General features: G+C 64.0%; 16 protein-coding genes. 5 read left to right on the forward strand and 11 right to left on the reverse strand.

Annotated elements, in window-relative coordinates:
• Positions 1-56 precede the first annotated feature (56 nt).
• Positions 57-728, reverse strand: a complete 672-nt coding sequence (locus MJD61_21115; protein ID MCG8557759.1) for a hypothetical protein — start codon at positions 726-728, stop codon at positions 57-59.
• Positions 729-1,067: 339 nt separating this feature from the next.
• Here MJD61_21115 and MJD61_21120 point away from each other — a divergent pair, with 339 nt between their 5' ends.
• On the forward strand, positions 1,068-1,304 hold the full coding sequence (locus tag MJD61_21120) for a hypothetical protein (GenBank protein MCG8557760.1): 237 nt from the start codon (positions 1,068-1,070) through the stop codon (positions 1,302-1,304).
• On the forward strand, positions 1,298-1,642 hold the full coding sequence (locus MJD61_21125; protein MCG8557761.1) for a type II toxin-antitoxin system PemK/MazF family toxin: 345 nt from the start codon (positions 1,298-1,300) through the stop codon (positions 1,640-1,642). The genes MJD61_21120 and MJD61_21125 overlap by 7 nt, the downstream gene beginning before the upstream one ends.
• A 245-nt stretch (positions 1,643-1,887) precedes the next feature.
• Here MJD61_21125 and MJD61_21130 read toward each other — a convergent pair whose 3' ends face one another.
• From MJD61_21130 to MJD61_21140, 3 genes are all read right to left on the reverse strand, one after another.
• Positions 1,888-2,337 carry a zinc ribbon domain-containing protein gene (locus MJD61_21130; GenBank protein MCG8557762.1) on the reverse strand — a complete coding sequence of 150 codons (450 nt, stop codon included), beginning with the start codon at positions 2,335-2,337 and terminating at the stop codon, positions 1,888-1,890.
• Positions 2,303-3,187: a hypothetical protein gene (locus tag MJD61_21135; protein ID MCG8557763.1), complete on the reverse strand. Its 885-nt coding sequence runs from the start codon at positions 3,185-3,187 to the stop codon at positions 2,303-2,305. Before MJD61_21135 ends, MJD61_21130 begins: the two co-directional genes overlap by 35 nt.
• Before the next feature lie 259 nt (positions 3,188-3,446).
• Positions 3,447-5,444 (reverse strand): thioredoxin domain-containing protein, encoded by a 1,998-nt coding sequence (locus MJD61_21140; protein MCG8557764.1) that lies wholly within the window; start codon positions 5,442-5,444, stop codon positions 3,447-3,449.
• Between the two features lie 277 nt (positions 5,445-5,721).
• On the opposite strand from MJD61_21140, the gene MJD61_21145 reads away from it, so the two are divergent.
• Positions 5,722-6,114 carry a hypothetical protein gene (locus tag MJD61_21145; protein MCG8557765.1) on the forward strand — a complete coding sequence of 131 codons (393 nt, stop codon included), beginning with the start codon at positions 5,722-5,724 and terminating at the stop codon, positions 6,112-6,114.
• 255 nt (positions 6,115-6,369) lie between these two features.
• On the opposite strand, the gene MJD61_21150 is transcribed toward MJD61_21145, so the two are convergent.
• Entirely contained in the window at positions 6,370-7,467 is a 1,098-nt protein-coding gene (locus MJD61_21150) for a phosphotransferase (protein ID MCG8557766.1), read from the reverse strand.
• 203 nt (positions 7,468-7,670) lie between these two features.
• On the opposite strand from MJD61_21150, the gene MJD61_21155 reads away from it, so the two are divergent.
• Positions 7,671-8,387 carry a class I SAM-dependent methyltransferase gene (locus MJD61_21155; GenBank protein MCG8557767.1) on the forward strand — a complete coding sequence of 239 codons (717 nt, stop codon included), beginning with the start codon at positions 7,671-7,673 and terminating at the stop codon, positions 8,385-8,387.
• Here the strand turns inward: MJD61_21155 and MJD61_21160 are convergent.
• The 6 genes from MJD61_21160 to MJD61_21185 form a co-directional block, all read right to left on the reverse strand.
• Entirely contained in the window at positions 8,384-8,956 is a 573-nt protein-coding gene (locus tag MJD61_21160; protein MCG8557768.1) for a KH domain-containing protein, read from the reverse strand. The two genes, MJD61_21155 and MJD61_21160, sit on opposite strands and share 4 nt — an antisense overlap.
• Entirely contained in the window at positions 8,943-10,760 is a 1,818-nt protein-coding gene (gene yidC / locus MJD61_21165; GenBank protein ID MCG8557769.1) for a membrane protein insertase YidC, read from the reverse strand. The genes MJD61_21160 and yidC overlap by 14 nt, the downstream gene beginning before the upstream one ends.
• A gap of 3 nt (positions 10,761-10,763) precedes the next feature.
• Positions 10,764-10,985, reverse strand: coding sequence for a membrane protein insertion efficiency factor YidD (gene yidD, locus MJD61_21170; GenBank protein ID MCG8557770.1), 222 nt, complete (start codon positions 10,983-10,985; stop codon positions 10,764-10,766).
• The gene (gene rnpA, locus MJD61_21175; GenBank protein ID MCG8557771.1) at positions 10,982-11,335 is read right to left on the reverse strand and encodes a ribonuclease P protein component; all 354 of its coding nucleotides are present in this window, start codon (positions 11,333-11,335) and stop codon (positions 10,982-10,984) included. The genes yidD and rnpA overlap by 4 nt, the downstream gene beginning before the upstream one ends.
• 229 nt (positions 11,336-11,564) lie before the next feature.
• The gene (rpmH, locus tag MJD61_21180) at positions 11,565-11,714 is read right to left on the reverse strand and encodes a 50S ribosomal protein L34 (GenBank protein ID MCG8557772.1); all 150 of its coding nucleotides are present in this window, start codon (positions 11,712-11,714) and stop codon (positions 11,565-11,567) included.
• Positions 11,715-11,800: 86 nt separating this feature from the next.
• On the reverse strand, positions 11,801-12,592 hold the full coding sequence (locus MJD61_21185; GenBank protein ID MCG8557773.1) for an AraC family transcriptional regulator: 792 nt from the start codon (positions 12,590-12,592) through the stop codon (positions 11,801-11,803).
• A gap of 406 nt (positions 12,593-12,998) precedes the next feature.
• Between MJD61_21185 and galE the strand changes: the two genes are divergently transcribed.
• Positions 12,999-14,045 carry a UDP-glucose 4-epimerase GalE gene (gene galE, locus MJD61_21190; protein MCG8557774.1) on the forward strand — a complete coding sequence of 349 codons (1,047 nt, stop codon included), beginning with the start codon at positions 12,999-13,001 and terminating at the stop codon, positions 14,043-14,045.
• Positions 14,046-14,159 lie beyond the last annotated feature (114 nt).

A 14,159-nucleotide genomic window follows, 5' to 3' on the forward strand; every position in this document is an offset into this window, starting at 1 on the left:
CGACGCCAGTACCAGAGGTGCTGGACCGGAGCGTCCAGCCACCTGCACCGTCTGGCTCAAAGATCGTAGCCCACCGTTGTGGCCGTGCAGGTCGCCTCATCCATTGACGCCGCACCGATTGCGGTCGCTGATATCTCGAGGGCGGGCTTGGCGCTGATCGCGGCCAGTGCCTGAAGCTCCACCCAGACGTCCGGGCACACTAGCGAATCGGCTTGCGTTGACGCCGAACTGTACGTGAGCACCGCGGGGCAGTCGCCCGCGAGTTTAACAGCCTCCTCCGTGACATCGGCAGGACACTGGATACATGCATCCCCACACGTTACCACTCCCAACGCATCGGAGGTGCTGTTCGAACCGAACCCCAGAGCGCAGAGGTCACATGTGTTGGCGCCAGCGTCGCTCATGATCTGGCCTGCAGGACAGCACTCGCAGGTATCGGCGGCCCAGTTCGCGAATTGGTTAGGCGCGCAGTCCTGGCAGAGTGGGCCTATCGCTACCTGCCTCTCGCCGCAGGCTCCGCATTGGAACTGGTCGGTGCCAGCCACCACGTGCAGCGGCGGATCGCCGATGGCAGTATGCGGCGGGCACGCGCTGCATGAGCTGTCCATGTTGAGGTCGGGATCGGGCAGTGGACTGGAGGGATGGTGCAGCACCTCCTCGATCTTCAATGGGTCAAGAGTGACCAGGGGACCATCCCAGTCCACGGTTGCCAGACATGCCTCAGACATGCCTGCCAACGATTGAGATGATCGCTGGGTGTTGTTATCGTATCCTGTTGACCAAAAGTCACAGTGCTGTGCAGTGCAAAGACTTCACATCTCTGACACCAGTTGGACGTCCTTACCATGGGTGTCCTGTCCTTACCCTACCCTACCCTGGCCCCACTATGTGTTAGCCCGTCAGCCGGGCTCGCCGAGCGTCCCCGGCCCAGGGATTGTGACTCCATGTAAGAAGTGAAGTCAATTCGCTCCGCGGCGCGCTACTCCCACTGTTCAGGTACTGGCGCTTTTCTGGCGCCACAGCGCCGCTTGGTTTGACCGCGATGGGAGCATGGTTATACTATCGGTATGAAGACGGCCATCTCGTTGCCCGACGAGGTGTTTGCCCAGGCCGAGCGCATGGCCAAGCGCCTCGAGGTGTCCCGTAGCGAGCTATACGCTCGTGCATTGAAGGAGTTCCTTGCGCGCCATGCTCCGGATCGCGTCACGCAGGCGCTCGACAAGCTGTGTGACGAACTGGACGGAGGGCGCGACGAATTCGGCGCCTGGGCTGCAAGAAAAACCCTCGGACGCACGGAGTGGTAGTCAACCAGGGCGAGGTGTGGTGGGCAGACCTCGGGGAGCCAGCTGGGTCTGAGCCGGGTTTCCGCAGGCCGGTGCTAGTGGTGCAGTGCGACGCGTTCAATCGAAGTCGCATCGCGACGATCGTGTGCGTCTCGCTCACAAGCAATCTCAAATGGGCGGATGCCCCTGGCAACGCGCTGCTCGGCACGAGAGCCACGGGACTGCCGAAGCAATCCGTCGCGAACGTGTCGCAGGTCTTCACGCTCGATCGCCAGGCGCTCGTCGAAAGGGCCGGCAGGCTGCCGGAGAGTAAACTCGAGCTCGTGCTTGCGGGAATCGACGTCGTGCTGGGACGATAGTGCTCGGACCTGCATCGGCAAGCTCTTGGACGCGCCGAGGGTGACGCCCGAGCTTTGTTGACGGAGCGCCGCCCTGTACGCAGAATCCTTGCGGTCGCGGAGCGCGACATGCAGCCGCAACATGACCGTTCGAACGTTCCTGGTGGTGGTGTCCCTCGTGCTTGAGCGTTGCTTATCGCCGTGGTGTTCAGCCAGCCAACAGCGTGGACCAGCTTGAGCGAGCGTCCTGTGTACCGGCCTCCCGCCTAGGCGGCGTTCTTGCCGGTGCCCGACTTCGATGACGACGACTCGCCGGACGCCTTGGTCGAGGCCGTATCCGATGCGTTGGATTGGCCCGGGCCGGCCTTGGTCGATTCGCCCTTGTCCGCTTGTGCGTCCTTGCCGGGCTTCGACTTGTCGGGCTTGTCCTCCGGCGCCTTTTTCGAACCGTAGCCGTCGGCGTACCAGCCACGCCCCTTGAGAATGAAGTTACCCTGCGTGATCAACCGGCGCGCCTTGGATGCCCCGCAGTTCGGACACTCCTTGATCGGGTCTTCGCTGATGCGCTGCTCGCGTTCGAATTCGCTGGTGCAGCCGTCGCACACATACACATAGGTAGGCACCCTGAGCAACGCCTCCACAAACGCCCCGATTACGGGCTCGCGGTCCCCGCTGCCACCCTCATGACAGTTCGTCCGGTTCGCCGGGATTTGCAAGTTTCTTGGACCACAGAATGGCGTCGGAGCGCTTGCCTCCCACTTGGAGGCCCCGCGCCAGCAGCCCGGTCTTGCGGAACCCCGAGCCGACGTACGCCGTAGACAACGCCACGTCTTCGCTGGGTGCGAATCCAAATGCGGATACGATGCCGCGCCGCCTGAGCTCGTCGGAAAACGAACGCAGACCCTCTACTACGGCAACCACGTCGGACTCGCTGCGTGGCGATCGCAGCACCTCGATCAGCGAGTGGCCGAAGCAGTCCTGAAACTCGGCCGAGAGGTAATTCGCCTTGCCGCGCTTCGGCACGACATCGAGAAAGAGCCTGAGCGCGTCCCGCCCGAACGGATCGAAGCTGCCGAGCCCGTGCCCCCTATGCCACATCTGATCGCGGGCCTGGGCCGCGACGCTCATATCGACCCCCCGGAGCGCCACGTGGCTTCTTGCGAGTTCCTTGGCGGCCTTCTTGGCCGCGTTGACCGTCCGGTCCGCAAGCCTCTGGCCTTGGTCGTCCACCTCGATGGAGGCGGTCTTATCGCCGATCACGCAGCCCACCAGATGCCCATCGCTGCGCTTGTAGAAGCCAGGCACGGTGCCCTCGCGAACGAAGCCCACCCGAGTCCACGACGAGACCTCGTCCTTTTCGACGAGGATAATGACCTTGTCGATGCCCTCGCGGTGTGCCACTGACTGAATGAACAGTCTTTTGGCCGGCAGGGCGCCGGCCCTGAAGTCGATCACGCGTATCGTCTTCGTGCGCCGGTTCAGCAGCAGGCAGAGGAACGCGTTATCGCTCCGGAAATGCAGCTCTTCAACCACTGGACGCTCGTTGTCCGCGCGCTGTCTGGCCATCGCCAACCCTCTGACCCCGTGGCTGCCGCCGAGCGCTCGACCGGGGTGCCCGACACGGCCGCGCTTATGTAATAGGCGCCTCGCGACGTGTCAAATCGTAACCAGAATCGACGCCAGAGCCACCGCACCCGTTGCTCCGGCCCACAATGGATGCCAAGGCGAGCACGCCCGCAAGAGCGGAGCGAAGGAATAGCAGCGCTATTCCGAGCTTCGCTCTGAGGACGAAAGCCGCCCTGGCGCCATTGTGGACAGAAACGAGCTAGCTCTCCTCCAGGGCGCGATCGACAGCCGCCTTAAACGCTTGAAACGGCTGGGCTCCCTGCAGCAGTCGGCCGTTGATGAAGAACGAAGGCGTGCCGATCTGAGCACCGGCCTTGCGAACCGCTTCCATGTCGGCTTCGACGGCCTTCTTGTGTTTGTTGGCGTCGAGCGCCTTCTTGAAGCGTGCGAGATCGATGCCCCCGACCTGCTGCGCGTATTTCCTCAGGTCGGCGCGCGATAGCGCACGCTGATTGGCAAACAACAGGTCATGGTAGGCCCAGAACTTCTTCACGCCGCCTTGCGCGAACACTTCGAGCGCCGCTTGTGCGGCTGGCATGGCTTCGTTGTGGAAAGGAAGCGGGTAGTTGCGCCACACCAGGGCTACCTTGTCTCCGTACTGGTCCATGACCTGCTTCATCGTGGGCAAGACACGGCTGCAGAACGGACACTGGAAGTCGCTGAACTCCTGAATGACGACTTTGGCCTTGCGAGACCCCTTACGCGGAGCATTGGTCGGAACGGGGATGGCGTACACCTTGTCCGGGGCTGGCGCCGGGGCTGCGCCCGGGCTCGGAGCCGGCGCATCGATGTACTTGGGCGCCGTCGCACCCTGCGCGATGATCTTGGCGTACAGCTGTCCCTTTGGAACGCTGCGGGCCAACGCCTTCGCCTTGTTGAGCTCCTCGTCGATCAGCGTCTTGAAGGACGGGAAAGGCTGAGCACCGCGCAGGCTGCGGCCATTGATGAAGAACGAGGGCGTGCCCGAGGCGCCAAGAGACCGGGCTAGCTTCTGATCTTCGTCGATAACGGCCTGATACTTGTTCGAATCCAGCGCTTTCTTGAAACGCGCCATGTTCAGCCCGAGCTCCTTGGCGTACTTGTCCAAATCCGCCCGTGTGAGCGCGCGCTGGTTCTCGAACAACTTGTCGTGCATTTCCCAGAACTTGCCTTGTTTCTGGGCCTCGATAGCGGCCTGGGCAGCCGGACCCGCTTCCTTGTGGAAGGGCAGCGGATTGTGCTTGAAGACGACACGAACCTGCGATCCGTACTCCTTCTCGATCTGCGCGAGCGTGGGCCCGACGCGACTGCAGAATGGACATTGGAAGTCGCTGAATTCCACGATCGTGACCAAGGCGTCCTTGGGACCCTTTTGCGCGGAACTGCCCACCGGCACCTTGTACACAGCCCTGGGGTCCGGCTGACGACGCGCCTGCTGTCGAGCCGGCGCGGGCGGTGCAGCTTCGGTCTTGGCGTTCTTGGTGAGCGTGGCGTACAGCTTCGCCTTGGAGACGCCCTTTTTCACGAGCCGCTCGGCGCGCTTGAGCTCGTCATCGATGATGTTCTTGAAGTTCTGGATCGGTTGCGCGCCCGACAGGAAACGTCCGTTGATGAAGAACGCCGGCGTGCCGCGAGCGCCCACCTTGGCCGCCAGCTGCTTGTCGGCGTTGATGCGAGCCTTGTGGCTGTGCGTGTCGAGCGCGCGCTTGAACTTGCCCATGTCGAGCCCGATCTGTTGCGCGTACTTGTCCAGATCGGCTCGCGTTAGGGCCTGCTGATTGTCAAACAGCAGCTTGTGCATCTGCCAGAACTTGGCATCGCCGCCCTGTGCGCGCGCCTCGAGGGCAGCCTCCGCCGCGGGCTCGGCGTCCTTGTGGAAAGGCAGCGGATTGTCGCGCCACACGATCCTCAGCTTGCCCGCATACTCCTTCTCGAGCTGCGTCATCGTGGGCTCGACCCGCTTGCAAAACGGACACTGGTAATCGCTGAACTCCGTGATGGTTATCAACGCGTCTTTGGTTCCGCGGCTGGGCTGCGCTCCGGTGACCGGGACTTTGAAACGTTCGGGGCCGTCGACTTCGGCCCCGGCCGCGGCCTCGGCGATTGCAACGTGCTCATCGCCCTTGCCCCCGGAGCCGGTCGAACCGGCGATGTTGCCGATCATGAATCCGGCAACAAAAGCGACCAGAATAGTGACTATCATCGATCCCTTGCTCATCAGACTGATTCTCCTCGGTCGCCCCGTGCAGAGCCGAGACGACGCCAAAAAGTGTTTGGGGTCAAAGTGTTTGGGGTTACAGGACACGCCGTGTACGCCGTGTACGCCGGCTGCGCCGCCGGGCGCAGCCGGCGCTTCGCCGGCGCGCGCAACAGGCGCCCGGGGGTGACGCACAGGACCTCCCGCACATGAGCCAGCCGAAGGCTATCTTCGAGCGCCCGCCACGCAGGTGAACGGATCGAAGGCACAGCTCCGTACCGAGCCTGCAGCTGGCTCGATGGCCTGGGAAAACCTGAACGCCGACGCTACCTCGGCGGTCTCTCGACGCGGCGCGGGTGACCTGGCTGCGGTTGCTGCAGGCCGCTCCAACGAGGCGCCCCAGCGCCTTCAGGCCCCACGGCAACTCTCATCCGACCAGGCTCGCTTGCACCCGGATCGCTCGGACAAGGCCCGCCAACCTGCAGCGGACTGGCCGCCGCACAGCGTGGATCGTCTGGCGCGATGCACCACAGTAGAGCACGAAGCGGCGGAGCCGTCCCTGGCAGCAGCGCGGCATGCGATTCACGACGCAGGCCGCCGTTGCGCCATCCGGCAACTGCGCTGGCAAGGGGACCCGGCCTGGGCCCTGTACCTCGCAGCTCGGGTAAGGTGTCCGGCAGACCGGCCATGACCCGAGCCTCCTGCTGGGAAGGACACCACTGTGCCGATGCCGTCGTCGGCAGCAAAACTGCAGCCATTATCGTGAGCCGGGCCAGGTGCATGGGTCGCGCGAGCGCCAAGTGTACTCTCGGTATGCAGACTGGCAAACCAACCACCGGGGTCCCCAGCACGACGCGGACTTCACCCATTCGCGGGTGGTACCGGTCCTCGCTGACCTAACATCGCCCGCGGGAGCCTTATTCCACCGGCACCGAAGCCCGGCCGGCTACCGCCGCCCGCCGGCTGCCAGGTCGTCGCAGACGCTCTGCGGCACCGGGACCGGCCCCGGGAAGCCTGGAATCGAGCGCTTCAGACGCAGCTCGAGCTCGGGGAGCTCTCCCAGCCGCTCCAAAGCCCGGCCGACGTAGACAAGACTCTGAGGAAACCAGCGCAGGAAGCTGCGGTTGGCCCGCATGCGGTCCAAATAGATGAAACGACCCGCGTCCTTGAGCTTGCGCTGAAGGGCCGTGCGCCAAAACGCCAGCTCGAAGCGCTCGGCTTCGACTCTGCTGAGGCCCGAGGCCGATAGGTAGCGATCGAGCATGGCCTGCTGCAGGTCTGGGCTCAGGCAAACGTAGGAATCGCAAAGCAGCGCGACCAGGTCGTAGGGTCGAGGTCCGATCAGGGCGTCCTGGAAGTCGATGACGGTCAGGCGCTCGGGCGATCTGGTGCTCGCCCACATGAGATTGCGGCACTGGAAATCGCGATGCACAAAACCGGTGGCCATACCGAGCAGCAGCTGAACGAGCTCGTCGAAGTCCGCATCAAGGCCCCGCCTGTCCGACGCAGGCAGGCGACCGTACACCGCCTCGAGCCCCCACTGCCTGAAGTGATCCAGCTCCCAGCGCAGAAGCTCGGCGTCGAAGCATCGCTGATACGCAACGCAACCACGATCAGGCTCGGCGCAACGCTGCTGCAGGTAGACCAGCAAATCGACTGCCTCGGCGTACCGATGCGTCCAGTGTTCGGGCGCGGTCGCCCGCAGCCTGACTTCCATGGTCTCATCGCCTAGATCTTCGAGCAGCACCACGTTTCGTGCCAGGTCCTGCGCGTAGACCCGCGGTACGGGCACGCCCCTGCGCTCGAGGAAGCGCTGCACGTTCAAGAAAGGCAGCTCTCGATCCTGGGCGCCCGCATCAGGAGCCTGCGACCCAGCCAGCTGCATGACGATCAATCGGTTCGGCGACAGCTCCGGCTGCAGCGTCAAACGGTAGTAGCTGCGGGTAGAAGCATCTCCTTGCAGCGGCTTCAGGGTCCACGACCCGGGAGGCTCGGCGAACATTTGGCAGAGCGCCGGTTCGATTTCTAGCTTCTGAGCCAGCATTCGGTTGTCGGCCCGCGACGCTCAGGGCCCGCGGAAGGATAACTCGTGTGTTTCGGTGAGGACTGGGCGCCGCTGGACGCGGGACAAGATGGCCGGCGGATAGCATGCATGCAAGCGATGCTTGGCACGACTGCGCGACGCCGCGGCAGCGGGATCGTTCAGCCCCGGCGTCGAGGCGAGCGCCCCCGGTGAACGGTGGCGGCATGGCGCAATCCTGCGCCAGGGAGTATGGCGAGCGAGTGAGCGGGCGCGGCACGAGGAGCGGCAGGCACGAGCGGCAGGCCGCGAAGCCCGTATCGCCCGAAGCGCTGAAACGTTTCGCGCGACAGCTGGGATGCGCCTTGGATGAAGCGCAAACCGCGCAGCTTTGCAGCTACCTGTCCGCGGTGGCGCAGTGGAACCGCCGCCTGAACCTGACCGCAGCCGTCGAGCCCCGCGCGCAACTCGAAGTCCTGGTGCTGGATGCGCTGATGTTGAGCGACGAGAGGCTCGTCTGCAAGCACTCGCGCCTGCTCGACGTGGGTGCCGGGGCCGGAGCGCCCACGCTTGCGCTGCTGACGTTACGCCCGGACCTCAGCGCTACGTTGGTTGATGCGCGCGCAAAGCGCGTCACGTTCCTGCGCCAAAGCGCAGCGAGCCTGGGCCTGATCGGCCGGACCCGGATCGAGCAGGCCTCTATCCCGCCCTACCCTGCGAGCTTGCCACACCACTCGGATCTGGCGCTGTCCCGTGCCACCTTCCGGCCTCGTGAGTGGCTCGCGCTCGGCCTCGAGCTGGCGCAGCGGACGCTCGTGTTCAGCGCGACCGAGCCCGAGCCGGCTGCGCCCGAGGGGAGCGTGCTGGTTTATCGCAAACGCTACCGGGTACCCAGCAGCCACGCTCCCAGGAGCATCGGCCTGTATCGGCGCTGCGAGCCCTAACGCCGAGCCGGCGAACGACGGGGACGGACACGAGAAGGAATGATGCGGACGCGACGCTCCATGCCCTCACCATCCGAGCGGGTGCTGACGCCCGGGAGCTTGGCCAGGGAAAGATGAATCACGCGCCGATCGCGCGGCGACATGGGCTCCAGCGTGATCACGCGGCTTTGCTGAATGGCGCGACGCGCTTCGCGGCGTGCCATCGACACCAGACCGTTGTCCCGGCGCTCCCGGTAGTTGCCGGAATCGACTATTACGTGGCGCCGCGCTTCAGGCTGTCGGTTCACGATCTTGTTGACCAGGAACTGAATCGCATCGAGGGTTTGACCCTTCTTGCCGATCACTCGGCCGGCGTCCGCGCCCTGCACGTCAAGCACGACTCGCTCACCGTTTTCTCGCAGCGTGATATGCGTGGTGAGCCCCATGTGGCCGAGAATACCCTCGAGAACTTGTTGCGATCGCTCGGCCTTTCCGTCGTCGGCGCTGCACATCGGGTCGCTGGCTTCTGCAGCGTCGTCGTCAAGGAAGAGCGCGCCTTCGGTTTCGTCGGGATGTCTACTTTCGACCACGTCGAGACCTCCGATTCGAGCGTTGAGGTTTACTTGGCTTCGAGCGCAGGCGGGTCACGCTCGGGGAGCTGCTCGGGGCCTCCGCACCCTTGGCGCCTGCGGTAGCGGCGGCGGGCTCCAGGGGCGACACGACCGCGCCTTGTTTGCCCTGCGACGCACGCTTGAGGCGGCGCTCGATGAACTGCTGCTGGCCGATGCTGAGCGCGGAGTTGGTGAACATGTACAAGCACAGACCCTCGGGCAAGAACAGCATGAAGCTCGTGATCATGATCGGCATCATGTACATCATGACCTTGGCCTGCACCGGGTCCATCGTGGTCGGCGTCATCTTCTGCTGCACGAACATCAACAGGCCCAGGGCCACGGGTAGAACGAAGAAGGGATCGGGGGAAGACAGGTCCGTCCACCACAGCACGAACGGCGCTCTGAACAATTCGACGTTGCTCGACAACGACGTGTACAGTGCCCACCAAACGGGCAGCTGGAGCAGTTGAGGCAGACAACCGCCCATGGGGTTGATCCCGTTCTTGCGGTAGAGCTCCATGACCGCCGCGCCCTTTTTTTCGCGGTCGTCGGCGTACAGCTTGTTGATCCGATCCAGCTCGGGTTTGAGCTCGCGCTGCCTCGCCATCGAGCGAAAGCTCTTTTCGGTGAGCGGATACAGAACCAGCTTCACCAGGAAGGTGAGCAGGATGATAGCCAGGCCCCAGTTGCCCACGTAGTCGTGGATCCGCCGCAGCAGCGCGGTCATGCTCGACGAGATCTGCGCGAAGAAGCCGAGGTCGATAGCCTCGGGCAGAGCATGACCTGCTCGCTCGAGGTCCCTGGGTGTCTTGGGGCCGAAGTAGGCCAGCGCCCTGTACTGGGTCTGTTGTCCGGGCTCGAGCTCGAGCTCGGGGTAACGCAGCCTGCTCGAAAAGAGCGTGCCCTCGGGGCTGCCTAAAGAGCCCCCGCGTTCGGAAGCACGCAGGGTACAGTCTTGGGCCGCGGGATCGACCGGCACCACCGCGCCCAGAAAATAGACATTCTCTACCGCTGCGAACTTGATGTTCTGCTTGAAGCGCTGCGGCTGCGCCAGATCTTCCTTGTCAAGCCGTTCGGTCGCTCCCTCGGTATGGCAAAGGCCGTTGCTGACCGCAGGGGATCGCACCGCCAGGAAACCACCCTCTTCGGCGCTGGCTTCCACGTAGTGGTGGGTCGCGATTCGAAGCCGCACGCTGCGGGGGTCCGCCGAGGCGTTGTGCACTCGGGTCGTCACCCAGAGCTGGTACGGTCCCGCGCCCGTTTCGAGCTTGCGCACGACCCGCAGCCCGTCCCCCTGCCACCTCAGTCTGACTGCCTGCGGGCTGAGGCGCTCGATCTGCCAGCGCCGCTTGCCGCTCTCGAGGCCGTCGATCTCGAAGGCGAGCGACAAGTAGCGCGGCTTGTCCGTCGTGACAAGGTCCATGGCGCTGCCGTTGGTTCGGTAGCGCGCACCCTTCAGCTTCAAGGATACGAGCCCCCCGTCGATGCTGCTGACCGTCGCCACATAGGAGTCGCTCTCGATCTCCGCCCGGCGCTCGGGCAGCGCGAGCTCGAGGGCCGGCGCCGGCTTCGGCCGCTCTTGTTCGCCGCCGGATGCCGCCGCCGGCTTGGCGCTGGCGCGCTCGGCCTTGGTCTTGGCCCCCGAAACGCTCGCCCCGGCCTTTTCGGGCTCGTCCGCGGGCGGGCTGCCCCACCGCCACTCGAGCAGGAAGTAGCCCCCGATCACCACCGCTGCGATCGCCAGGAAGGTAAGCAGCTGCCGTGTGTTGTCCTCTTCCATGCTTCACTGGGGTAGTGACGGCGGCGGATCGTAGCCACCTACACAAAAAGGATGACAGCGCAGGATGCGACGCAATCCGAGCCACGATCCGCGAGCAGCTCCGAAGCGCTCTATGCAAGAGGCCGCGTAGCGCGAGCACGTGGGCTCGAAGCGGCAGGCGCGCCCAATCAAGGGCGACAGTGTCCACCAGTACAGCCGGATCAGAGCGAGTAAGAGCGTTCTCATGACGACTTGGGACGTTCAAGCCGGGTAGCGCGGCTTGCGGCACGCGCAAGGAGATGGGCGACACCGGCGATCTCGACCCTAACCGACGCATAATCGAGCCGCTCGCTTCCTGGTCGCGCCAGGATAACGGTGTCGCAAGCGCTCGGAAACAGCTCGCGATTGCGCCTGAACACCTCCCGCGCCAGACGCTTGACCCGGTTTCGTTGCACGGCGCCGCCCAGTCTACGGCCGGCCGAGACTCCGAGACGGCGCTCCTGGCCGTGGGACGGGAGCACGATCAACGTCAGATGGCGCGTGCTCACCCGTGCACCGTGCCGCAAAGCCGCTCGGTACTCGTAGCGGCGGCGCACTCGATCCCGGCGTCTGAATCGCTCTGACCGGCACACCGGGTCGCTAGGCTCCGCCACGAAAAGCCCTGCGCGGTTCGCCGGCGATCGGGCGCCGATGGCAAGGCGCGGCGACGACGGATATTGAGAGTATTTCGAGGAGGAGCAGCACGGCCGGCGGCGTTTGGAGCCTGCGAGGTGGGCAGGTTATTGTGTGGCGGGTCCCTATTCTGTGGCGGAGCCTTGGCCTCCGCTACTTCTTGTAGACGGTCGCCGCAAGACGCATGCGCCCTTTGCGACGGCGGTTGCTTAGGAGCCTGCGGCCGCTCGCAGTCTTCATCCGGGCACGAAAGCCGTGGCTGCGCAGACGGCGCGTGCGATGAGGCTGGTAGGTACGCTTCACACTCTTTCTCCCGTCCCGGGACGAGCCGCGGGAACAAAGCACGCAGGCCCCGTGGTGTCAAGCGAGCCCCACGGGCCGGCATGTAGCTAGCGTACGGCGCTGCTGCGCTGAGTGATCGGTCCGTCCCAGCGTAGCGTGGGCTGCCGTTCGATGTGTTTGGGAACCTCCGTCCGAGCGAATTCCTTCCTGAACCTGCTCGGACTGCAGCCTACGTGCTTGACGAAGTTGTTGGTGAAGTGGCTTTGGTCGCTGAAACAGCAGGCGGCTGCGATCGAAGCCAGCGGCTCGTCCGTGCGCAGCAGTCGCTTGGCTTTGGCGATCTTGCAGCGCATCCGGAACTGCTGCGGTGTCTCCTGCATGATCCTCCGGAAGCGGCGCTCGAAGGTGCGCCGGGACATTCCGAGCTCCTCGGCGATCTCACCGATGGTCGCCGGACCGCAGGCGTGCTTTGCGAAGCGGCGTACGATTTCCGGCACCACGTCGCTGCGGCTCTCCAGCGATCCCGCGGAGATGAAACGCAGGCCGATGTTGGTGATGCCGTGAATCTGCCCGGCTCGAAGCCAGGGAGCCTTGAGCGTGCGCCAGCGTTCGACTTCACCGTCTGCGTTGAGCGAGAGCTCCTCGTAATCGAGCACGGCACCGTGGCCGAGAATCTGCTTTTCTTCTGCCAGATAGCGAGAAGCCCTCCAGTCGGGGAAGAGATCGTGATCGGTAAGGCCGATCACTTGGTTCTGCTCCTTGTATCCAAAGCAGATCAACCAAGTCTCATTCACGTACAGGAACCGGTGCTTGGCGTCCTTGATGACGCACCTTACGTCCGCGTTCGCTTGAAGAAGGTGCGCGAAAGGGCCTATCTCCGATTGCGAAATGGCTCTCATGCTCGGTTCGAGTCTAGCAGCATGCGAGCGCGTTATCCTTGGCCTGTCGCTTTTTTTCAAGCCATCGTGGATCTTGGCTCTGCGGATGACGCCATTCTTCTAGCCGGATGCAGGCAAAACGCGCAATCTTGGTTAAGGACTACTCGGTCCAAGCTCGCTCTCGTCACCTGGCTTGCGGTGCGAAGCCGCCTGCCGAGGCTCACGCCGACCCTTGCTCGATCCCAAGCGCATATCGATCCCAAGCGCATATCGATCCCAAGCGCATATCGATCCCAGCCGCATGTCATCCCAGCCGCATGTCGATCCCAGCCGCATGTCGATCCCAGCCGCATGTCATCCCAACCGCATGTAGATCCCAACCGCATGCGCCGCATTTCGTCGGTTCGCCAATAGGAAAGAAATCAAGATGGACGGATCCAAAGTCCTAGTAACAGGCGGGCTGGGCTACATCGGCAGCCATACGTGCCTCGAGCTGGTCGAGGCGGGCCTGCAGCCGGTCATCCTCGACAATCTGGCCAACAGCAAGCTCGAGGTGTTGGACCGGCTCGAAGAGCTCGGCGGAGCACGACCGCCCTTCTTTCGAGGTGACATGGGCGATCCCGAGCTGCTGGAAGCGGTGTTCCGGCAACATCGGATCGGATCGGTGTTGCATTTCGCAGGTCTGAAGGCCGTGGGCGAGTCCACGGAGCAGCCGCTGCGCTATTATGCCAACAACGTTACCGGAACCCTGGGACTGCTCGAGGGTATGCGGAAAGCAGATGTGACGCGACTGGTGTTCAGCTCGTCAGCAACCGTCTATGGCAAGCCCGACCAGGTCCCCATCACCGAGAGCGCGCGCCTGTCACCGACGAATCCGTACGGGCGCACCAAACACATGATCGAGCAGATTCTATGCGACGTGGCGGCGGCGGATCCGGGCTTTAGCGCGATGATCCTACGCTATTTCAATCCGGTAGGCGCGCACCCGTCGGGACTGCTCGGCGAAGACCCTCTGGGCGTGCCGCAGAACCTGGTTCCAGCCATTGGTCGGGTGGCCCGCGGCTCGCTGGATTGCCTCCGGGTGTTCGGCAACGATTACCCGACCCAGGACGGCACGGCGATCCGCGATTACATTCATGTGGAGGACTTGGCGCGGGGCCATATCCGCGCGCTCGACGCCCACCAAGCGGATCGTGGGGTGCACGTCTACAATCTGGGTACCGGGGTTGGACACAGCGTGCTACAGGTCGTCGAGACCTACCGGGAGGTTTCCGGTCAGGCTATCCCCTGGAGGTTCGACGCGCGCCGTCCCGGCGACATCCCTGAGTGCTGGGCGGACCCCAGCAAGGCCCGGCAGGCACTGGGCTGGAAATCGACCCGCGGGCTACGAGATATGGTGGCCGACAGCTGGCGCTGGGAGTCGGGGTTCAGCCCGGCTCACGGCCATGCAGGCAACGGTGACACGCAACGATGACACGCAAGATTGGCACGCAACGATGACACGCAAGATTGGCACGCAACGATGACACGCAGCGATGATAGAGGCGCCGTGAATACAGCGAACCGAGTGGAGTCCCTCTTTTCGGAG

The organism is Pseudomonadota bacterium (assembly GCA_022361155.1).
Lineage (GTDB): Bacteria > Myxococcota_A > Polyangia > Polyangiales > JAKSBK01 > JAKSBK01.

Bases quoted from the DNA above. Each gene is read 5' to 3' on its own strand.
- MJD61_21120 (MCG8557760.1), top strand. From the start codon at position 1,068: ATGAAGACGGCCATCTCGTTGCCCGACGAGGTGTTTGCCCAGGCCGAG.
- MJD61_21135 (MCG8557763.1), bottom strand. From the start codon at position 3,187: ATGGCCAGACAGCGCGCGGACAACGAGCGTCCAGTGGTTGAAGAGCTG.
- MJD61_21185 (MCG8557773.1), bottom strand. From the start codon at position 12,592: ATGAGAGCCATTTCGCAATCGGAGATAGGCCCTTTCGCGCACCTTCTT.
- galE (MCG8557774.1), top strand. From the start codon at position 12,999: ATGGACGGATCCAAAGTCCTAGTAACAGGCGGGCTGGGCTACATCGGC.
- MJD61_21155 (MCG8557767.1), top strand. From the start codon at position 7,671: ATGGCGCAATCCTGCGCCAGGGAGTATGGCGAGCGAGTGAGCGGGCGC.
- yidD (MCG8557770.1), bottom strand. From the start codon at position 10,985: ATGAGAACGCTCTTACTCGCTCTGATCCGGCTGTACTGGTGGACACTG.
- MJD61_21115 (MCG8557759.1), bottom strand. From the start codon at position 728: ATGTCTGAGGCATGTCTGGCAACCGTGGACTGGGATGGTCCCCTGGTC.
- MJD61_21150 (MCG8557766.1), bottom strand. From the start codon at position 7,467: ATGCTGGCTCAGAAGCTAGAAATCGAACCGGCGCTCTGCCAAATGTTC.
- MJD61_21145 (MCG8557765.1), top strand. From the start codon at position 5,722: ATGGCCTGGGAAAACCTGAACGCCGACGCTACCTCGGCGGTCTCTCGA.
- yidC (MCG8557769.1), bottom strand. From the start codon at position 10,760: ATGGAAGAGGACAACACACGGCAGCTGCTTACCTTCCTGGCGATCGCA.
- MJD61_21140 (MCG8557764.1), bottom strand. From the start codon at position 5,444: ATGAGCAAGGGATCGATGATAGTCACTATTCTGGTCGCTTTTGTTGCC.